Source organism: Micromonospora sp. NPDC049201, assembly GCF_055586805.1.
This window is the reverse complement of record NZ_JBVJHM010000007.1, coordinates 164,649-184,820: the sequence shown is the minus strand read 5'-3', so window position 1 is coordinate 184,820 and position 20,172 is coordinate 164,649. Positions and strand designations below refer to the sequence as shown.

At 73.3% G+C, this 20,172-nt stretch carries 17 protein-coding genes; 9 read left to right on the top strand and 8 right to left on the bottom strand.

The genetic code is table 11. The features are described from left to right. Positions 1 to 46: 46 nt before the first annotated feature. The 4 genes from ACZ6O5_RS16880 to ACZ6O5_RS16865 all read right to left on the bottom strand — a co-directional run bounded on the left by ACZ6O5_RS16880 (position 47) and on the right by ACZ6O5_RS16865 (position 4,209). Complete coding sequence (locus ACZ6O5_RS16880) at positions 47 to 991, bottom strand: ABC transporter substrate-binding protein (RefSeq protein ID WP_465978125.1); 945 nt, start codon at positions 989 to 991, stop codon at positions 47 to 49. Between the two features lie 37 nt (positions 992 to 1,028). Next, the gene (locus ACZ6O5_RS16875; protein WP_465978123.1) at positions 1,029 to 1,985 is read right to left on the bottom strand and encodes an ABC transporter ATP-binding protein; all 957 of its coding nucleotides are present in this window, start codon (positions 1,983 to 1,985) and stop codon (positions 1,029 to 1,031) included. Next, positions 1,982 to 2,983 carry a FecCD family ABC transporter permease gene (locus ACZ6O5_RS16870; RefSeq protein WP_465978121.1) on the bottom strand — a complete coding sequence of 334 codons (1,002 nt, stop codon included), beginning with the start codon at positions 2,981 to 2,983 and terminating at the stop codon, positions 1,982 to 1,984. Before ACZ6O5_RS16870 ends, ACZ6O5_RS16875 begins: the two co-directional genes overlap by 4 nt. 179 nt (positions 2,984 to 3,162) lie before the next feature. After that, entirely contained in the window at positions 3,163 to 4,209 is a 1,047-nt protein-coding gene (locus ACZ6O5_RS16865; RefSeq protein WP_465978119.1) for a FecCD family ABC transporter permease, read from the bottom strand. A gap of 119 nt (positions 4,210 to 4,328) precedes the next feature. On the opposite strand from ACZ6O5_RS16865, the gene ACZ6O5_RS16860 reads away from it, so the two are divergent. After that, positions 4,329 to 5,261: a MerR family transcriptional regulator gene (locus tag ACZ6O5_RS16860; protein ID WP_465978117.1), complete on the top strand. Its 933-nt coding sequence runs from the start codon at positions 4,329 to 4,331 to the stop codon at positions 5,259 to 5,261. A 10-nt stretch (positions 5,262 to 5,271) separates the two neighbouring features. Here ACZ6O5_RS16860 and ACZ6O5_RS16855 read toward each other — a convergent pair whose 3' ends face one another. Then, a complete protein-coding gene (locus ACZ6O5_RS16855) occupies positions 5,272 to 6,105 on the bottom strand; it encodes a phytanoyl-CoA dioxygenase family protein (protein ID WP_465978116.1) in 834 nt (277 codons plus the stop codon). A gap of 62 nt (positions 6,106 to 6,167) precedes the next feature. After that, the gene (locus ACZ6O5_RS16850; RefSeq protein WP_465978114.1) at positions 6,168 to 6,635 is read right to left on the bottom strand and encodes a cytidine deaminase family protein; all 468 of its coding nucleotides are present in this window, start codon (positions 6,633 to 6,635) and stop codon (positions 6,168 to 6,170) included. Between the two features lie 133 nt (positions 6,636 to 6,768). On the opposite strand from ACZ6O5_RS16850, the gene hrpA reads away from it, so the two are divergent. After that, the gene (gene hrpA, locus ACZ6O5_RS16845; protein ID WP_465978112.1) at positions 6,769 to 10,764 is read left to right on the top strand and encodes an ATP-dependent RNA helicase HrpA; all 3,996 of its coding nucleotides are present in this window, start codon (positions 6,769 to 6,771) and stop codon (positions 10,762 to 10,764) included. 33 nt (positions 10,765 to 10,797) lie between these two features. Here the strand turns inward: hrpA and ACZ6O5_RS16840 are convergent, their stop codons facing one another. Next, a complete protein-coding gene (locus tag ACZ6O5_RS16840; RefSeq protein WP_465978110.1) occupies positions 10,798 to 11,289 on the bottom strand; it encodes an FBP domain-containing protein in 492 nt (163 codons plus the stop codon). A gap of 67 nt (positions 11,290 to 11,356) precedes the next feature. Between ACZ6O5_RS16840 and ACZ6O5_RS16835 the strand changes: the two genes are divergently transcribed. Next, a complete protein-coding gene (locus ACZ6O5_RS16835) occupies positions 11,357 to 11,935 on the top strand; it encodes a TetR/AcrR family transcriptional regulator (RefSeq protein WP_465978109.1) in 579 nt (192 codons plus the stop codon). Here ACZ6O5_RS16835 and ACZ6O5_RS16830 read toward each other — a convergent pair. Continuing rightward, positions 11,932 to 12,870, bottom strand: coding sequence for a LysR family transcriptional regulator (locus ACZ6O5_RS16830; RefSeq protein ID WP_425787427.1), 939 nt, complete (start codon positions 12,868 to 12,870; stop codon positions 11,932 to 11,934). The two genes, ACZ6O5_RS16835 and ACZ6O5_RS16830, sit on opposite strands and share 4 nt — an antisense overlap. Positions 12,871 to 12,899: 29 nt before the next feature. Here ACZ6O5_RS16830 and ACZ6O5_RS16825 point away from each other — a divergent pair, with 29 nt between their 5' ends. The 6 genes from ACZ6O5_RS16825 to ACZ6O5_RS16800 all read left to right on the top strand — a co-directional run bounded on the left by ACZ6O5_RS16825 (position 12,900) and on the right by ACZ6O5_RS16800 (position 20,169). Continuing rightward, complete coding sequence (locus ACZ6O5_RS16825) at positions 12,900 to 13,631, top strand: succinate dehydrogenase cytochrome b subunit (RefSeq protein ID WP_465978107.1); 732 nt, start codon at positions 12,900 to 12,902, stop codon at positions 13,629 to 13,631. Between the two features lies 1 nt (position 13,632). Continuing rightward, positions 13,633 to 15,567 carry a fumarate reductase/succinate dehydrogenase flavoprotein subunit gene (locus ACZ6O5_RS16820; protein ID WP_465978105.1) on the top strand — a complete coding sequence of 645 codons (1,935 nt, stop codon included), beginning with the start codon at positions 13,633 to 13,635 and terminating at the stop codon, positions 15,565 to 15,567. Beyond that, positions 15,564 to 16,325: a succinate dehydrogenase/fumarate reductase iron-sulfur subunit gene (locus ACZ6O5_RS16815; RefSeq protein ID WP_281939416.1), complete on the top strand. Its 762-nt coding sequence runs from the start codon at positions 15,564 to 15,566 to the stop codon at positions 16,323 to 16,325. The genes ACZ6O5_RS16820 and ACZ6O5_RS16815 overlap by 4 nt, the downstream gene beginning before the upstream one ends. A gap of 486 nt (positions 16,326 to 16,811) precedes the next feature. Then, complete coding sequence (locus tag ACZ6O5_RS16810) at positions 16,812 to 17,996, top strand: zinc-dependent alcohol dehydrogenase (protein WP_465978103.1); 1,185 nt, start codon at positions 16,812 to 16,814, stop codon at positions 17,994 to 17,996. Further along, positions 17,993 to 18,940, top strand: a complete 948-nt coding sequence (locus ACZ6O5_RS16805; RefSeq protein WP_465978101.1) for an SDR family NAD(P)-dependent oxidoreductase — start codon at positions 17,993 to 17,995, stop codon at positions 18,938 to 18,940. Before ACZ6O5_RS16810 ends, ACZ6O5_RS16805 begins: the two co-directional genes overlap by 4 nt. A gap of 83 nt (positions 18,941 to 19,023) precedes the next feature. After that, positions 19,024 to 20,169, top strand: a complete 1,146-nt coding sequence (locus ACZ6O5_RS16800; protein ID WP_465978099.1) for an MBL fold metallo-hydrolase — start codon at positions 19,024 to 19,026, stop codon at positions 20,167 to 20,169. The last annotated feature ends 3 nt before the right edge of the window (positions 20,170 to 20,172 follow it).

The following is a 20,172-nucleotide window of genomic DNA, read 5'->3' as shown; positions in this document are numbered from 1 at the left end:
AACAGCCACTCTTTCCGTGAATCAGCGCCCCCGAAAGGGTGGGGGGTCAGGCGGGGAGGTGCTTTTCGAGGTCGTCGAGGATCTTGTTGGCGGCGGTGACGCCGATGCCGGTCATCCACGTCTCGTCGGAGACCACGTGCGCCTTACCCGCCTTGACCGCGGACAGGCCCTGCCAGAGGCTCCCGGCGGTGACCTTCGCCTGCTCGGCGGCGGCCTTCTCGCCGTACGCGGTCACGAACACCACGTCGCCGTCGACCTCGTTCACCCGCTCGGCGCTGACCAGGTCGAACCGCTTGTCCTCCTTGCCGTCCAGGCGCTGCCGCTCGGGGCGGCCCAGGCCGGTGTCACCGACCACGATGCCGGAGAACGAGTCCGGCCCGTACACCCGGATGTTGCCCGGGATGAAGCGCACGATGGAGACCTTCCGCGCGCCCGGGTCGCCGAGCTTCGCGCCGACGTCCTTCGCCCGCTTCTCGTACGTGGCCAGCAGGTCCTTGGCCTCCTGCTCCTTGCCGAGCGCCCGGCCGTCGAGGAGGAAGTTCTCCTTCCAGGTCACGCCCACCTTCTCGGTGAACACGGTGGGCGCGATGGCGGACAGCTCGTCGTAGAACTTCTCCTGGCGGAACTTGCTGCCCAGGATCAGATCCGGCTTGAGCGCGTTGATCGCCTCCAGGTCCGGCTCGGTGAGCACGCCGACCTCGGTGATGCCGGTGAGCTTCTCCTCGCCGAAGTAGGTGGGCCAGCTCTTCGCCTCGCCGGCGGTGGCCGCGCCGACCGGCGTGACGCCCAGCGACAGCGCGGTGTCGATCTTGTCGGTGTCGAGCACCACCACGCGCTTCGGCGCGGCCGGCACCTTGGTGGCGCCCATCGCGTGGGTGATCTCCCGGGTGTCCCCGGTGCCGGCGTCGGCGACGGGGTCGCTCTCCCCGCAGGCGGTGAGGCCGACGCCGAGGGCGAGAGCGGTGGTGAGTACGGCGGCGAGGCGACGCATCAGGTTCCTTTCCGTGGTGCGGGTGCGGTCGGCACGCTCAGGCGTCGCCGACGGGGGCGCCGGCCGGGGCCGACGTGCCGGCCGGAGCGGCCGAGGTCTGGGTGCCGGCCGCGGGAACGGCCGGGGTCCGGGTGGGGGCGGCCGACGTGCCGGCCGGAGCAGCCAGGGGCCGGGTGGGGGCGGCCTGGGTCTGGGTGCGGGCGGCCTGGGTCTGGGTGCGGGCGGGCACCACAAGCGGCGCGCCGGTGACCGGGCAGGGCACGACCACGCAGTCGAGCCCGAACACGTCGCGGACCAGGTCGGCGGTGAGGATCTCGCGCGGCGGGCCGACCGCGACCACCGCGCCGTCGCGCATGGCCACCAGGTGATCGGCGTACCGGGCGGCCTGGTTGAGGTCGTGCAGCACGGCCACCACGGTCCGGCCCCGTTCGGCGCGCAGCCGGTGCAGCAGGTCCAGCACCTCCACCTGGTGGGCCAGGTCCAGGAACGTGGTGGGCTCGTCCAGCAGCAGCGCGTCGGTGTCCTGGGCGAGCGTCATGGCGATCCACACCCGTTGGCGCTGCCCGCCGGAGAGCGTGTCCACCGGGCGGTCGGCGAGCGCGGTCACGTCGGCCAGCCGCATCGCCTCGTCGACGGCCCGCCCGTCCTCGGTCGACCACTGCCGCCACCAACGCTGGTAGGGCTGCCGGCCGCGCCCGACCAGGTCGGCCACGGTGATCCCCTCGGGCACCAGCGGGCTCTGCGGCAGCACGCCGAGCCGCCGCGCCACGTCCCGGGTGGGCAGGTCGCGGATCTGCGTACCGTCGAGCAGCACCGCGCCGCGGCGCGGGGTGAGCAGCCGGGCCATGGTGCGCAGCAGCGTCGACTTACCGCAGGCGTTCGGGCCGACGATCACGGTGAACGCGTCGGCCGGCAGGTCGAGTTCCAGCCCGTCCAGCACGGTCCGGCCCTCGTAGCCGACGACCAGGTCGCGGGTGGACAGCAGCGCGGTCACGACCGCCTCCCTCGGGTACGCAGCAGCACGAAGATGAGGTACGGGCCGCCGATGGCCGCGGTCAGCACACCGGCCGGCAACTGGGTGGGCGCGAACAGGCGCCGGCCGGCCAGGTCGGCGAGGACCAGCAACAGCGCGCCCAGCAGCGCGGCGCAGAGCATCGGCGGGCGTTCCGCGCGGACCAGCCGGCGAGCCACCTGCGGCGCGACGAGCGCCACGAAGTCCACGGCGCCGACCTGGGCGGTGACCGCGGCGGCGGCCAGCACGCCGGTGCCGGCCAGGCCGATCCGCCGGGCCACCGGGCGCAGCCCGATCCCCCGCGCGGTGTCGTCGTCCAGGGCGGAGCCGCGCAGCGCCCAGCCGGCCCAGAGCAGCACCGGCAGCAGCACGGCGAGCGTGCCGGCGATCCAGGCCGCCTCGGTCCATCCCTTGCCGGCCAGCGTGCCGATCAGCCAGAGCTGGGCGCGCAGGCCGTCGATCGGGTCGGCGGTGAGCATCACCACCTCGATGAGCGCCCGGAACGCGAACGCCACCGCCACGCCGGCCAGCACGAACCGCTGGGCGGCCAGGCCGTGCCGCGCGCCGAGCGCGAACACCAGCACCGCCGCGGCCAGGCCGCCGAGCAGCGCCGCCGGGGCCACCAGGACCGCCGCCGCCCCACTGGTCAGCGCCACCGTCGCGGCCAGCCCGGCGCCCTGCGTGACGCCGATGACGTCGGGGCTGGCCAGGGGGTTGCGGGCGACGCTCTGGATCAGCGTGCCGGCCACCCCGAAGGCCGCCCCGGCCAGCGCCGCGAGCACCGCGCGGGGCAGTCGCAGGTCACGCACCACGAGGTCGTACGGCGTGCCCGCCCCGGACAGCGACCGCAGCACGTCACCGGGTGCCACGTACGGCGTCCCGAGCGAGAGGCTGACCACCATCGCCCCGAGAAGCAGCACCAGAAGCACCCCCGCCACGACCACCGCCCGCCACCGGAACGGCACCGCCACCGGCCCCACGCGCAGCAGCGCCTTCCCGGCCAGCGCCCCACCCCGCCCTCGGCGATCTTGCGGTTGTGGCCCGCCCGGCGCGGCACTTGTCCGCTTTGCCGGGGCAGCAACTGCAAGATCGCGAGTGGAAGGAGGGGGAAGGGAGGGGGCGGGGGTGGGGGTGGGGGTGGGGGTGGGGGTGGGGGTGGTCATGAGGTGACGACCTTGGCGCGGCGGACCAGGATGGCTAGCAGGGGGGCGCCTAGGAGTGCGGTGATGATGCCGGCGGGGATCTCGCCGGGTGGGGCGACCAGCCGGCCGGTCACGTCGGCGGCCAGCACCAGCGCGGGGCCGAGCAGCGCGGCGACCAGCAGCGTCCAGCGGTGGTCGGCGCCGACCAGGGCCCGGGCCAGGTGCGGCACGGCCAGCCCGACGAACGCGATCGGACCGGCGGCGGCCACCGCGGCGCCGGTGAGCAGCACCCCGCCGCCGCCGGCGGCCAGCCGGACCAGAGCCACCCGGTGCCCCAGCCCACGGGCGACGTCGTCGCCGAGGGCGAGCGCGTCCAGGCCCCGGGCGGCCAGCGCGGCCAGCAGCACACCGGCCAGCACGAACGGGAGCACCTGCCCGGCGACACCCACGTCCCGGCCGGTGAGCCCGCCGACCACCCAGAAGCGGTACTCCTCGAACGTGCGGGCGTCGATGCTGAGCAGCGCGTACACGATGGCGCCGAGACCGGCGTCGAGCGCGGCGCCGACCAGCGCGAGCGTGACCGGGCTGGCGCCGTCGCGGGTGCGGTTGGCGATGGCGAACACCAGCAGCCCGGCGAGCAGCGCGCCGGCGATACCGAACCAGACGTAGCCGGCCAGCGTGCCGACCCCGAACACGGCGATGGCCAGCACCACGCCGAAGGACGCGCCGGCGCTGACGCCGAGGATGCGCGGCTCGGCGAGCGGGTTGCGGGTGACGGCCTGGAACAGCACCCCGGCCAGCGCGAGCGCGAGCCCGACGACCAGCCCGAGGGCGGTACGCGGCACCCGCAGCTCGCGGACCACTGTGGTGGCGTCGCCGTCGTCCGGCGCCACCAGCGCGTGCCACACCTGGTCGACCGGCAGGTGGCGGCTGCCGAGCGCCAGGCTGGCCAGCAGCGCGGCGACGAGCAGGAGCGCCGCCGCGAACGTGACCGCGACGCGGCGGGACGCGCCGGGGCGGGCGGGGGCGTCGGCCCGGGCGGGCCGGACGGCGACGGTGGTCACGGGGGTGTTCGCCTTCCGATTAGGTACGCCTTACCTTAACTGACCAGGTAAGGCACGGCTAACTCGACGTTGTCGATGGGCTTGCGCCTCCACCTGGGGGAGGCGGCAGGGTGGGCGACATGGACGGTGGAGAGCGCTACTCGATCGGCGACCTGGCCCGGCGGACAGGCGTGCCGGTGAAGACCATCCGGTTCTGGTCCGACCGGGGGATCGTGCCGGCGACCGACCGGGGCCCGACCGGTCACCGCCGCTACGGTCCCGAGGCGGCGGCCCTGATCGACCTGGTGCGGACGCTGCGCGAGTTGGGCGTCGACCTGGCCACGGTGCGCCGGGTGGTGGCCCTGGAGGTCACCCTGCCCGAGGCCGCCGCGACGCACGCGGACGCCCTGACCGCGCAGATCCGCGTGCTGCGGTCGCGTCGTGCGGTGCTGGCCATGATCGCCCGACGGGGGTCCACCCCGGTCCAGGCCGACCTGCTGCGCCGGCTGGCCGAGCTGACCGAGCGGGAGCGCCGGCGGCTCGTCGACGAGTTCCTCGACGCCACCTTCACCGGCCTGACCGATCCCGGTTTCGTGGGTGTCCGCCGCTCGCTCACCCCGGAACTGCCCGCCGACGCGGACGACGCCCGGTTGGAAGCCTGGGTGGAGCTGGCCGAGCTGGCGCTGGACCCGGGCTTCCGGGCCGCCCTGCGCCGGCTGGCCGAGTTGCACGCGGCCGACCGCGGGGGCATCGATGGCGTACGCCGGGACGCGGTCGCCGTGGTCCGGGAGGAGGCGGCCCCGGCGCTGGCCGCGGGCGTGGACCCGGCCTCGCCCCGGGCCGACGCTACCCTGGACCGGGCGACGGCCCGCTACGCCCGGCTCTGCGGCCGGCCGGACGACGCGGGCCTGCGGCAGCGGCTGCTGGACCGGCTGGAGGCTGCCCGCGACCCTCGACGGGAGCGGTACGAGCACCTGCTCTCGGTGGTGAACGGGTGGCCACCGGCCGAGAGCCTGGCGCCGGTGCTGGGCTGGACGATCCGGGCACTGCGCGCCCGCGCGGGCGACGGCTGACCCGGCGGGCCTACTCCGCGCCCATCACCAGTCCTTCGATGGTGTGCTTCTGGCGGATCGGGACGAGCGTGTCCACCACCGGGCAGCGCAGGTGGTCGCGGACCAGGTCGGGCAGCGCGTCCCAATAGGGGCGGGTGACGGCCAGGTCGTGGTGGGCCGCGTTGCCCGCGCCCGGGGCGTCGACGCCGAGCACCAGCACCGGGCGGGCCCGGTCGCTGACGTTCGGCGTGCCCCGGTGGACGGTGAGCGCGGAGCGTGCCGAGAGGTCGCCGCGCTTCGGGTACTTGCGCACCGCGCGGGCCTCGTAGCGCGGGTACCGGTCCTTCGGCGGGAACATCTCGTGGTCGAACGCGCGGCCGTCGTCCCACTGGGTGCCCGGGGCGATCTCGAACGGGCCCATCTCCTCGACCGTGTCGACGGTGGTGAGGTTGAACGCCAGCGAGGTGAGCCGGCGGCGCAGCCGCGTCTCCTCGGGCATCGGGAAGTCGCGGTGCCAGGGCTGCGTCTTGGCGCCGGGGAACGGGATGTCGAAGCCCAGCTCGACGATCTCGTACTCCGGGCCGAGCACGGCCCGGCACACCGAGACCACCCAGGGGTGGGTGACCAGGTCGACGAAGCCGCGTAGCTGTTCGGGGTGGATCTCGACGTACCAGCGCTCGGGGCCGCGGCCGACCGCGCCGTCGGGCCGGGACCGGGCCTCGGCGAACGCCGCCTCGACGTCCTCGCCGACCCGCGTCACCCAGTCCACCTCGAAGGCCCCCCGGCAGGCGGTGATGCCGTCGCGGTACAGGTCGCCGAGCGCCTCGACAGGGGTCTCGTCGTCGGGCGCGGAACAGGGCGTCATCGGGCCTCCTGAGGACGGGACCCGAGTATTCCAACGTTGGAAAGCGACCGCAAGCGCGGAACTCAGTCCTCCGCGGACTGGCGACTCACCGGCACCACCGGCTGCGGCCACACCCCGGTACGCGGCACGGCCGGCGCGTCGAGCTGATGGTCCGACCAGACGTACGTCTCGGGCAGCAGCTCGGCCACCGGCACCGCGCGCAGCCCGTCCAGCGGCCCGACGATCACCCGGATCGACGGGAAGTAGTCGAGCAGCACCTGCCGGCAGCGCCCGCACGGCGGAATGACGCCCCGCCCCCGGTCCCCCACCGCGACGATCGTCTCCAGTTCGCCGGCCCCCTGGGTGGCCGCCGCGCCGAGCGCCACCACCTCGGCGCACGGGCCACCGGTGAAGTGGTAGACGTTCACGCCGCTGAACACCCGCCCGTCGGCGCTGCGCACGGCCGCCGCGACGGTGTGGTTCTCGCTGCGGCAACGGAGCTTCGCGACGGCGGTGGCGGCCTGCACGAGCGCCCGGTCGGTGTCCCGCATGATCATCCCCGCCCCTCGTCGACCTCGTCGGCGGCAACCCTATCCGGGCCGGGGCGTCGCGCCCGGACGGCACGCCCACGCGCGGGTAACCCGGGAGCGGTCCGCCGCGCGGCTGCCTATCCTTGGCGACGACATGCAGAATCCAGCCGTACCCGCCGCTCCCGAGACCACCCGCGACCTGCACCGCCGCCTCGGCCCCCTGATGTTCCGCGACCAGCGCCGGCTCCAGCGGCGGCTCGACGGCGCGCGGAAGCTGCGGGACCCGCAGCGGCGGGAGGCGGCGCTGGCCGAGATCGGGGCCGAGGTGGCCCGCGCCGAGGCGCGCCTGGCGGCCCGGCGGGCCGCGGTGCCGACCGTCACCTACCCGGCGCAGCTTCCCGTCAGCGAGCGCAAGGACGACATCGCCGCCGCCATCCGGGACCACCAGGTGGTGATCGTGGCCGGCGAGACCGGGTCCGGCAAGACCACCCAGCTCCCGAAGATCTGTCTGGAGCTGGGGCGCGGTGTCACCGGCCTGATCGGGCACACCCAGCCGCGGCGGCTGGCCGCCCGGACGGTCGCCGACCGGATCGCCGAGGAACTCGGCACCGAGCTGGGCGGCGTGGTCGGCTACAAGGTCCGCTTCTCCGACCAGGTGGGCGAGAACAGCCTGGTCAAGCTCATGACCGACGGCATCCTGCTGGCCGAGTTGCAGACCGACCGGATGCTCCGGCAGTACGACACGTTGATCATCGACGAGGCGCACGAACGCAGCCTCAACATCGACTTCATCCTCGGCTACCTGCGGCAGCTCCTCCCCCGCCGGCCCGACCTCAAGGTGGTCATCACCTCGGCGACCATCGAGACCGACCGGTTCGCCAGGCACTTCGCCGACGCCGACGGCAACCCGGCGCCGGTGGTGGAGGTCTCCGGTCGCACCTACCCGGTGGAGGTGCGGTACCGGCCGCTGGTCGAGGTCACCGAGGCCGACGGCGAGGACGAGGCCGACGAGGAGAACGTCCGGGACCAGATCCAGGCCATCGGCGACGCGGTCGAGGAACTGGCCGCCGAGGGGCCGGGCGACATCCTGGTCTTCCTCAGCGGCGAGCGGGAGATCCGGGACACCGCCGACGCGCTCGGCAAACTGGTGCAGTCCAGACGCTCGTTGCTCGGCACCGAGATCCTGCCGCTGTTCGCCCGGCTCTCCACCGCCGAGCAGCACCGGGTCTTCGCCGCGCACAGCAACCGCCGGGTGGTGCTGGCCACCAACGTCGCGGAGACCTCGCTGACCGTCCCCGGCATCAAGTACGTGGTGGACCCGGGCACCGCCCGGATCTCCCGCTACTCCAGCCGGCTCAAGGTGCAGCGGCTGCCGATCGAGCCGGTCTCCCAGGCCAGCGCCAACCAGCGCAAGGGGCGCTGCGGGCGCACCTCCGACGGCATCTGCGTCCGCCTCTACGACGAGGCGGACTTCGACTCCCGCCCGGAGTTCACCGACCCGGAGATCCTGCGCACCAACCTCGCCTCGGTCATCCTCCAGATGACCGCGATCGGGCTCGGCGACGTCGCCGCGTTCCCGTTCATCGACCCGCCGGACCGGCGCAACGTGACCGACGGCGTCAACCTGCTGCACGAGCTGGGCGCGCTCGACCCGACCGAGGCCGACCCGGCGAAGCGGCTGACCGCGCTGGGCCGGCGGCTGGCCCAGCTCCCGGTCGACCCGCGACTGGCCCGGATGGTGATCGAGGGCGAACGCAACGGCTGCGCCACCGAGGTGGTGGTGATCGCCGCCGCGCTCTCCATCCAGGACCCGCGCGAACGCCCGGCCGACAGGCAGGCCCAGGCCGACCAGGCGCACGCCCGGTTCGCCGACAAGGAGTCGGACTTCGTCGCGTACCTCAACCTGTGGCGGCACCTGCGGGAGAAGCAGCGGGAGCTGTCCTCCAGCGCGTTCCGCCGGATGTGCAAGGCGGAATACCTCAACTACCTGCGGGTGCGCGAGTGGCAGGACATCGTCAGCCAGGTGCGCCAGGTGCTGCGTACCTCGGAGAAGGGTGAGGGCCGGCGCGGCGCCGGCGCGGACCTGCCGGAGGAGATCGACACCCCGAAGGTGCACCAGTCGCTGCTGCCCGGCCTGCTGTCCCACCTCGGGCTCAAGGACGCGCAGAAGCACGAGTACCTCGGCGCGCGCGGCGCGAAGTTCGTGATCTTCCCCGGCTCGGCGCTGTTCCGGAAGCCGCCGCGGTGGGTGATGGCCGCCGAGCTGGTCGAGACGTCCCGGCTGTTCGGCCGGGTCGCCGGGCGGGTCGAGCCGGAGTGGGTCGAACCGCTGGCGCAGCACCTGGTCAAGCGCAGCTACAGCGAGCCGCACTGGGAGAAGAAGCAGGCCGCGGTGATGGCCTACGAGAAGGTCACGCTCTACGGCATCCCGCTGGTCACCTCCCGCAAGGTGACCTTCGGTCGGATCGACCCGGCGTTGAGCCGGGAGCTGTTCATCCGGCACGCGCTGGTGGAGGGCGACTGGCAGACCCACCACCAGTTCTGGCGGGACAACCAGAAGCTGCTGACCGAGGTCGAGGAGCTGGAGAACCGGGCCCGGCGGCGCGACATCCTGGTCGACGACGAGACCATCTTCGCCTTCTACGACCAGCGGATCCCCGCCGACGTGGTCTCCGGCCGGCACTTCGACACCTGGTGGAAGAAGACCCGCCGGGAGCAGCCGGACCTGCTCACGTTCACCCGCGAACTGCTGGTCAACGCCGGTCGCGGCGGCGTCGACGAGGAGGACTACCCGGACGAGTGGCGGGCCGAGGGCGTCACGCTGCCGCTGACGTACACGTTCGACCCGACCGCGCCCACCGACGGCGTCACCGTGGACATCCCGCTGCCGCTGCTCAACCAGGTGCCGGCGGAGAGCTTCGACTGGCAGGTGCCGGGGCTGCGCGAGGAACTGGTCATCGCGTTGATCCGCTCGCTGCCCAAGCCGGTCCGGCGCAACTTCGTGCCGGTGCCCGACTACGCGCGGGCGGCGCTGGCCGCCATCACGCCCGGCGAGGAGCCGCTGCTCGCCGCGCTGACCCGGCAACTGCGCCGGATGACCGGGGTGACCGTGCCGCCGGACGCGTGGGACGTGGGCAAGCTGCCGGCGCACCTGCGGGTCACGTTCCGGGTGCTCGGCGACGACGACAAGCCGGTCGCCGAGGGCAAGGACCTGCCGGCGCTGCAACGCCGGCTCCGCCAGGAGGTACGCCAGGTCGTCGCCGCCGCCGCGCCGGACGTGGCCCGCAGCGGGCTCGCCGAGTGGTCGATCGGCAGCCTGCCCCGCTCCATCGAGCAGGTGCGCGCCGGTTTCGCGGTGACCGCGTACCCGGCGCTCGTCGACGAGGGCACGACCGTCGGGGTGAAGGTGTTCGACTCCGCCGGCGAGCAGGAGGCCGCGCACTGGGCCGGCACCCGTCGACTGCTGCGGCTGACGCTGCCGTCGCCGGCGCGGTTCCTCCAGGGTCGGCTGAGCAACGAGGCGAAGCTGGCGCTGTCCCGCAACCCGCACGGCGGGGTGCCGGCGCTGATCGAGGACGCCACCGGCGCCGCCATCGACAAGCTGATGGCGGACGCGGGCGGCCCGGCCTGGGACGCCGCCGGCTTCGCCGCGCTGCGTGAGCGGGTCCGCGCCGACCTGGTCGACACCGTGGTCGAGGTGATGGCCCGGGCCCGGCAGGTGCTGGCCGCCTCGTACGCGGTGGAGCAGCGGCTCGGCGCCACCCGCAACCTGGCCGTGGTGGCCGCGCTCGCCGACATCCGCGCCCAGCTCACCGGCCTGGTGCACGCCGGCTTCCTCACCGAGGCCGGCTACGCCCGCCTGCCCGACCTGCTGCGCTACCTGACCGCGATCGAGCGCCGGCTGGACCGGTTGCCCGGCAACCCGCAGCGCGACAAGCAGCAGCAGGACCGCATCGCGGTGGTGCGGAAGGAGTACCAGGACATGCTGGCCGCGTTGCCGCCGGCCCGGCGCGGCTCGACGGCGGCCCGCCAGATCCGCTGGATGATCGAGGAGCTGCGGGTGAACGTGTTCGCCCAGGCGCTCGGCACCCCGTACCCGGTCTCCGAGCAGCGCATCTACCGCGCCATGGACGACGCCGAAGCCCGCTGACCCGCCCGCCCGCCCGTCCGGGAGGGGCTGGGGTCAGGTGGTGACGCGGGTGATGAAGGCGGTGAGGTGCGACACGGTGCGGTCGATCTTCTCCGCCAGGGTCAGCGACTCGGGCAGGCGGGCGCCGGGGCCGGCGTCCTTGCGACCGCGCAGGTACAGCGAGCAGGCGAGGTCGTCGCAGAGGTAGATGCCCACCGAGTTGCCCTGCTGCCCGGCCTTGCCCGCCTTGCGCGCGACCATCAGGCTGACGCCGCCGGCCGGGTTGGTCAGGCACACCGAGCACATGTTGCGGCGCTGCTGGCGAGGGCCGGGGCTGGGGCGGCGCAGCGCGAGGCCGGTCGGGCGGCCGTCCACGGTGGCGACCAGGTAGGCCCGGTCGGGCGCCTGGGGATCGCGCCAGCCGAGGTAGTCGAGGTCGGCCCAGGGGCGGGCGTCGAGGTCGCGCGGCACGTGCATGCGCTTCGCCTCACCCTTGGTGCAGTTCACGAACGCGGCCCGGATCTCGGGTTCGGTCAGCGGGGTCATACACCCGAGGGTAATTTTCCTAAGGGTATTAGGCAAAGGCATAATGGGCCGTGGTGAGGGGAGGCACATGGGCCGCGTGGGACTCAGTCAGGAGCGTCTGATCCGGGCCGGGGCGGAGCTGGCCGACGAGGTGGGCTTCGACCAGGTGACCGTGTCGGCGCTGGCCAGACGGTTCGGCGTCACGGTCGCCAGCCTCTACTCGCACGTCCGCAACTCCCAGGACCTGCGGACCGGGATCGCGCTGCTGGCGCTGGGCGAACTCGCCGACCGGGCCGCCGACGCGCTCGCCGGGCGGGCCGGCAAGGAGGCGCTGACCGCCTTCGCGAACGCCTACCGCGACTACGCCCGCGAGCACCCGGGCCGCTGGGCGGCGGCCCAGTTGCGGCTCGATCCAGCGACCGCCGCCGGCAGCGCCGGCGTCCGGCACGCCCAGATGATGCGGGCGATCCTGCGCGGCTACCACCTGCCCGAGCCGGACCAGACGCACGCCGTCCGCCTGCTCGGCAGCGTCTTCCAGGGCTTCGTCGGGCTGGAGATGGGGGGCGGCTTCGACCACAGCCCGCCGGCTCCGCCGGAGAGCTGGGCGCGGGTCCTGGACGCCGTCGACGCCATGCTGCGCACCTGGCCCACGGCTGCCGCCAGCTAGGCCAGCGGCTCCACCCCGGCCGGGAGCCGGTCGGTGGCGGTCGCGTCGTGCACGTACTCCAGGAGGATCCGGCGCAGCTCGCGGCCGGCGTGGGTGGGCACCACGTCCCGGCGGCGGGCCACCGCGATGGTGCGGCGTACACCGGGCGGCGCGAGCCGGGTGACCCGGATGCCGGGCCGGCGGGCCACCACGATGCCGGGCACCAGCGCGACGCCGAGCCCGGCCTCGACGAAGCTGAGCACGGCGTCCATCTCCCCGCCGTCCACCGACAGGGCCGGTTCGAAGCCGGCCGCCCGGCACGCCTGGAGCGTGGCGTCGCGCAGGTCATAGCCCTCGCGGAACATGACGAGGGGCTGGTCCCGCAGGTCGGTGATGCGCAGCTCGCCGCCGGCCGAGACGCCCGGCAGCGGGTCGACCGAGGCGACCACCAGGCTCTCCCGCAGGATCGGGTCGACGCGCAACCCCGGATCGGCGCCGCCGGACGGCATGATGATCAGCGCGAGGTCGAGGTCGCCGCGGAGCATGTCGCGGACGAGATCCTGCGAGCCGCCCTCCTCCACGCGCAGGTCGACGGTGGGGTGGGCGTCGCGGAACCGGCGCAGCACCGGCGGCGCCAGCGAGGTGGCCAGGCTGGGCGTGGCCCCGAGCCGGACCCGCCCCCGGCGCAGCCCGACCAGCTCCTGCACCTCGCGGGTCGCGGTGTCCACGTCGGCGAGGATCCGCTTGGCCAGCGGCAGCAGCACCTCGCCGGCCGTGGTGAGCGAGATGTTGCCCCTTACCCGCTCGAAGAGCGGCGCCCCGAGGTCGGCCTCCAGGGCGTGAATTTGCTTACTCAACGAGGGCTGCGTTATGCCGACGACATCGGCCGCCTGGGTGAAATGTCGTACTTCTGCGACCGCCACGAAGTACCGGAGCTGATGGAGCTGCATCTCTATAGCTTACGGCTATCAAGACTGTGATTTCGATGCATTGGACGCCTGATCGAAGTGCTCCTAGCGTCGGTCGTGTGGTAATCACGAAAACTCGGTCGCCCATCCGCTCGAACGTCGGCCTGAAGGCCGTCATGGCGGTGACGGGCATCCTCCTGGTGCTGTTCCTGATCGTGCACATGCTCGGGAACCTGAAGATCTTCACGGGCGAGACGTCGTTCGACCACTACGCGCACTGGCTGCGGGACCTCGGTACGCCGCTGCTGCCCACCACCTGGTACCTGTGGATCCAGCGCACGATCCTCACCGTGGCGGTGCTGGCCCACATCGGCGCGGCCACCGTGCTCGCCGTGCGCGCCCGGGCCGCCCGCCCGGTGGCGTACGCGCACCGGCGGAAGATCCACGTGAACTACGCGGCCCGCACCATGCGCTGGGGTGGTGTGATCATCCTGCTCTTCGTGATCTACCACATCCTGGACCTGACCACCGGTCACCTGAACCCGCAGGGCGACCCGGCCAACCCGTACGGCAACGTGGTCGCCGACTTCGCCCCGGAGCGCTGGTACGTCACCCTCTTCTACACGCTCGCCATCGTGACCCTCGGCTTCCACCTGCGGCACGGCGCGTTCAGCGCGTTCCGCAGCCTCGGCCAGCAGACGCCACGGGTCGAGCGCCGGGCCCGCGCCGCCGCGCTCGTCTTCGCCGTCGTGCTCTGCGCCGGCTACCTGGTGGTCCCGTTCGCCGTACTCACCGGATTGGTGGCCTGACATGGATCTGTACACCGAGGGCGACCCGATCGCCGACACCCGGGCCCCGGACGGCCCGGTCGAGACCCGGTGGGACCGCCACCGCTTCGAGATGAAGCTGGTGAGCCCGGCCAACCGCCGGAAGCTGACCGTGATCGTGGTCGGCACCGGCCTGGCCGGCGGCTCGGCCGCCGCGACGCTGGCCGAGCAGGGCTACCACGTGAAGTCCTACTGCTACCAGGACAGCCCGCGCCGGGCCCACTCGATCGCCGCCCAGGGCGGCATCAACGCCGCCAAGAACTACCGCAACGACGGCGACTCGGTGCACCGCCTCTTCTACGACACCGTCAAGGGCGGCGACTTCCGCTCCCGGGAGTCGAACGTGCACCGGCTGGCCGAGGTCTCGGTCAACATCATCGACCAGTGCGTCGCCCAGGGCGTCCCGTTCGCCCGCGAGTACGGCGGCCTGCTCGACACCCGCTCGTTCGGCGGCGCCCAGGTGCAGCGCACCTTCTACGCCCGGGGCCAGACCGGCCAGCAGCTCCTGCTCGGCGCGTACCAGGCCCTCGAACGGCAGATCGGCCTGGGCACCGTGGAGATGAACGCCCGCCACGAGATGCTCGAACTGGTGGTCGTCGACGGCCGGGCGCGCGGCATCGTGGTCCGCGACATGGTCACCGGCGAGATCAGCACCGAGATGGCGGACGCGGTGGTGCTCGCCTCCGGCGGCTACGGCAACGTCTTCTACCTCTCCACCAACGCCAAGGGCTGCAACGTCACCGCCTCCTGGCGGGCACACCGCAAGGGCGCGTACTTCGCCAACCCCTGCTACACCCAGATCCACCCGACCTGCATCCCGGTCTCCGGCGACCACCAGTCGAAGCTGACCCTGATGAGCGAGTCGCTGCGCAACGACGGCCGGGTGTGGGTGCCGAAGGCCGAGGGCGACGACCGCAGCCCGCGGGACATCCCCGAGGACGAGCGGGACTACTACCTGGAGCGGATCTACCCGTCCTTCGGCAACCTGGTCCCCCGCGACATCGCCTCCCGCGCCGCGAAGAACGTGTGCGACGAGGGGCGCGGCGTCGGCCCCACCGGCCTCGGCGTCTACCTCGACTTCGCCGACGCCATCGACCGGCTCGGCCGCAAGGCCATCGAGGCCAAGTACGGCAACCTCTTCGAGATGTACGAGCGGATCACCGGCGAGGACCCGTACCAGGTGCCGATGCGGATCTACCCCGCCGTGCACTACACGATGGGCGGCCTCTGGGTCGACTACGACCTCCAGTCGACCATCCCCGGCCTGTTCGTGATCGGCGAGGCGAACTTCTCCGACCACGGCGCGAACCGGCTCGGCGCCTCGGCGCTCATGCAGGGCCTGGCCGACGGCTACTTCGTGCTGCCGAGCACCCTCGCGAACTACCTGGCCGCCAACCCGATGGAGAAGGTCGACGCCAGCCACCCGGAGGCGGTCGCGGCGCGTACCGACGTCGAGGACCGGATCACGCGGCTGCTCGCGGTCAACGGCGACCGCACGGTGGACTCGTTCCACCGCGAGCTGGGCCAGATCATGTGGGAGCACTGCGGCATGGAGCGCTCCGACGCCGGGCTGCGCAAGGCGATCGCCGAGATCCGGGCGCTGCGCGAGCAGTTCTGGCAGCGGGTCCGCGTCCCGGGCGACGGGGAGGGGCTCAACCAGTCGCTGGAGAAGGCCGGCCGGGTGGCCGACTTCTTCGAGCTGGCCGAGCTGATGTGCGTCGACGCCCTGCACCGCGAGGAGTCCTGCGGCGGCCACTTCCGGGCCGAGTACCAGACCCCGGACGGCGAGGCGCAGCGTGACGACGACCGGTTCGCGTACGTGGCCGCCTGGGAGTACACCGGCACCGGCGAGCCCGTGCTGCACAAGGAAGACCTGACCTTCGAATACGTCCACCCCTCGCAGCGGAGCTACAAGTGAACCTGACCCTGCGCATCTGGCGCCAGACCGGCCCCGAGGACAAGGGTCGGATGGTGACCTACCCGGTGCCGGACGTGTCCCCGGACATGTCCTTCCTGGAGATGCTCGACGTGCTCAACGAGCGGCTGATCCTCGACGGCGAGGAGCCGGTCGCGTTCGACCACGACTGCCGTGAGGGCATCTGCGGCATGTGCAGCCTCATGATCAACGGTGAGGCGCACGGCCCCCAGCGCGGCACCACCGCCTGCCAGCTGCACATGCGGCAGTTCTCCGACGGCGACACGATCGACATCGAGCCCTGGCGGGCCCGGGCCTTCCCGGTCATCAAGGACCTGGTGGTGGACCGGAACGCGTTCGACAAGATCATCGCCGCCGGTGGCTACGTCACCGCGCCGACCGGCAGCGCCCCGGAGGCGCACTCCACCCCGGTGGCGAAGGACAACGCCGACGCCGCGTTCTCCTCGGCCGCCTGCATCGGCTGCGGCGCCTGCGTCGCGGCCTGCCCGAACGGCTCCGGCATGCTGTTCACCGCCGCCAAGGTCACCCAACTCTCGCTGCTGCCCCAGGGGCAGCCCGAGCGCTACACCCGGGTGATCGGCATGGTGGACGCGCACGACGAGGCCGGCTTCGGCGGCTGCACCAACATCGGCGAGTGCGCCTCGGCCTGCCCGAAGGGCATCCCGCTGAACACCATCGGCCGCCTCAACCGGGACTACCTCAAGGCGACCACGAAGCGGGCCGGCACCCCCGGCTCCTGACCCGGCGACGACCCGCCGCCCACCACGACCGCCGCGCCCCGCATCCCCGGGTCGCGGCGGTCGCCGTCTCCGGGGGTACGCGGCGCGCGCCGACCGCCGTGGGCCCGCCGTTCCGGCCCGGGTCCGGCCGGGCCTGGCCCGCCGACAACATCAGAGCCATCCGCTGCCTTTCGAGCTGAGTCGTTTCTGCTATCGGGAGGTCGCCTCCTCCGGAGCGCGCGGCAGCACACCGCGCCGTAGGCTCGGCGGCCGGACCACGACGGTCGGTGTGCTTCCGCGCGGATCCCCCGCCGGACGCGCGACCGGTTCGGATCGCTCGGACCGACGCACGGCCGGTGAGTCGTTTCTGCCATCAGCTCGAAAGGCGTCGCCGGCCATGCCGTCCGCCCGCAGAGATGTCGGCGACGCCGGGCGGAACCGAACCGGTTCAAGTCCCTTCGCGCGGGTAGCAGTCCCATGGACGGCACCGAGGAGGGACATTCAGGCATGAAGGCACTGACCTGGCAAGGCAAACGCGACGTCCGGGTCGAGGACGTCCCGGACCCCCGGATCGAGGAGCCGACCGACGCGATCGTCCGGATCACCTCGACCGCCATCTGCGGTTCCGACCTGCACCTGTACGAGGTGCTCGGGCCGTACCTGAAGCCCGGCGACATCCTCGGCCACGAGCCGATGGGCATCGTCGAGGAGGTCGGCTCCGGGGTGACCCGGCTGAAGAAGGGCGACCGGGTGGTCGTCCCGTTCAACATCTCCTGCGGGCACTGCTGGATGTGTGAGCGGCAGCTCTACGCCCAGTGCGAGACCACCCAGGTGACGGCCGAGGGCAAGGGCGCGTCGCTGTTCGGCTACACCTCGCTCTACGGCTCGGTCCCGGGCGGCCAGGCCGAGTACCTGCGCGTCCCGCAGGCTCAGTTCGGCCCGATCAAGATCCCCGACACCGGGCCGGACGAGCGTTGGCTCTACCTGTCCGACATCCTGCCCACCGCCTGGCAGGCGGTGAAGTACGCGGACACCCCGCCCGGCGGCACGCTGGCCGTGTTCGGTCTCGGCCCGGTCGGCCAGTTCTCCGCCCGGATCGGCCGGCACCTCGGCGCCGGCCGGGTGATCGGCCTGGACCTGGTGCCGGAGCGGCTGGAGATGGCCCGCCGGCACGGCATCGAGGTGCTCGACGTCAGCGAGCTCGACGACGTGCCGGGCGCGCTCATCGACCTGGTCGACGGGCGTGGCCCGGACGCGGTGATCGACGCGGTGGGCATGGAGGCGCACGGCGCGCCGGTCGGCAAGATCGCGCAGGCCGCCGCCGGGCTGCTCCCGGACAAGCTGGCCCGGCCGATGATCGACGCGGCCGGCGTGGACCGGCTGGTGGTGCTGCACGCCGCGCTCAAGGCGGTCCGGCGCGGCGGCACCGTCTCGATCTCCGGGGTGTACGGCGGCGAGCAGGACCCGATGCCGCTGATGGAGATGTTCGACCGGGGCATCCAGTTGCGGATGGGCCAGTGCCACGTGCGCCGCTGGGTGGACGAGATCATTCCGCTGCTGGCGGGCGACGACGACCCGCTGGGCGTCGAGGACCTGCGGACCCACCGGCTGCCGCTGGCGCAGGCGCCGCAGGCGTACGAGATGTTCCAGAAGAAGGAGGACGGCTGCGTCAAGGTCGTGCTCGCACCGTGACCCGGACGGTGGTCGTCACCGGCGCGACCAGCGGGATCGGCCGGGCGGCGGCCCGGGAGTTCGCGGACCGCGGGGACCGGTTGGTCCTCGCGGCCCGCGCGCCCGAAACCCTGGAGCAGGTACGCCGGGAGTGCGTCGACGCCGGCGCGGCGGACGTGCGCGTCGTGCCCACCGACGTCACCGAACCGGGCGCGCTCGACGCGCTGGCGGCGACCGCGGTCGCCGGGTTCGGCCGGATCGACGTCTGGGTGCACACCGCCGCCGTGATGGCGTACGGGCGCTTCGAGGAGATCCCGGCGGAGGTCTTCGAGCAGGTGGTCCGCACCGACCTGCTGGGCTCCGCCGGGGTGGCGCGGGTGGCGCTGCGGCACTTCAAGGAGGCCGGTGCGGGCACGCTGGTCCTCACCGGTTCGGTGCTCGGTCACATCACCGCGCCCTACATGAGCGGGTACGTCACCAGCAAGTGGGGACTGCACGGGCTGGCCCGGGCGTTGCAGCAGGAGTCCCGGGACCTGCCCGGGGTCAACGTCTGCCTGGTCACCCCCGGCAGCGTGGACACCCCGGTCTACCAGCAGGCGGCGAACTACGTGGGACGGATCGGGCGGCCACCGCTGCCGATCACCACCCCGGAACGGGTGGCCCGGGCCATCGCGCACTGCGCCGACAAGCCCCGCCGGGAGATCTCGGTGGGCCGGGTCAACCTGGTCATGCGGGTCGGTTTCACCGCGCTGCCGGCCGTCTACGACGTGCTGGTCGGCCCGCTGATGCGGCTCGGCGGGCTCACCGGCCGGCCGGTGCCGCCGACCGAGGGCGTGGTGTTCACGCCCAACCCGGCCGGCGAGGCGGTCCGGGGCGGCTGGCTGCCCGACCTGTCGCGGGTGGTCCGGACCGTGGGCGGGGCGACCGCGATGGTCGGGTCGGCGGTACGGCGGCGGTTGAGCTGAGTCGGCATCCCCACGCCCGTCGTTCCACGGACGGGGACGGTGGTGGCTACCGTGTACTGCGGGACACGGCGGAGGGGACGACCATGCGGGCACCAACGGAACGCGAGTCGGGCACGGCAGGCGGCGGGCGGGGGTGGCGGCTCGCCGGGCTGGCCGCCGTGGCCGGGCTGGCGTGGGCGGCGCGTGACGTGCCGGCCCAGCTCGGCGGCCGGCTCACCGGCGCCCGGGCGGAACGCGCCGCCCGGTCACCGCGGTTCCGCGACGGCACGTTCCACAACCCGACCGGCGCGAACGCCACCATGGTCGCCGACCCGGGCCGCAACCTGGTCCGGGAGCTGATCTTCGGCAAGCAGAAGCGGCGGCCGGGCAGCGCCGTCCCGCTGCTGCGCCCGACCGACGCCGCGCCCACCGACCCGGCCGACGAGCTGAACGTGATCTGGTACGGCCACGCCTCCACGCTGGTGGAGATCGAGGGCCACCGGGTGCTGCTCGACCCGGTGTGGAGCGACAGGTGCTCGCCGTCGGCGCTGGTCGGCCCGCGACGCATCCACGAGCCGCCGGTCCGCCTCGACGAGTTGCCCCGGCTCGACGCCGTCCTGATCTCGCACGACCACTACGACCACCTGGACATGGCGACGGTCCGGGGGCTGCTGACCCACCAGACCGCGCCGTTCCTGGTGCCGCTCGGCGTGGGCGCCCACCTGGAACGCTGGGGCGTGCCGGCGGACCGCATCGTCGAGCTGGACTGGTCGGAGCACCACCGGGTCGGCGGCGTGACGCTCACCGCCACCGCCGCGCAGCACTTCTCCGGGCGCGGGCTGCGCCGCGACGGCACGCTCTGGAGTTCCTGGGTGGTGGCCGGCGCGCGGCGGAAGGTGTTCTACACCGGCGACTCCGGCTACTTCGACGGCTACGCCGCGATCGGCGCCGAGCACGGCCCGTTCGACGTCACGCTCATGCAGATCGGCGCGTACGACCGGGCCTGGCCGAACATCCACATGTTCCCGGAGGAGGCGGTCGCCGCCCACCTCGACGTCCGGGGCGAACTGCTGGTGCCGGTGCACTGGGGCACGTTCAACCTGGCCCTGCACGACTGGTCGGAGCCGGTGGACCGGCTCTGGGCCGAGGCGAAGGCGCGGGGCGCCCGGCTGGCGGTGCCGCGCCCCGGCGAGCGGGTCGTGGTGGACGAGCCGCCGGCGGTGGACGGCTGGTGGCAGGCAATCGCCTGACTT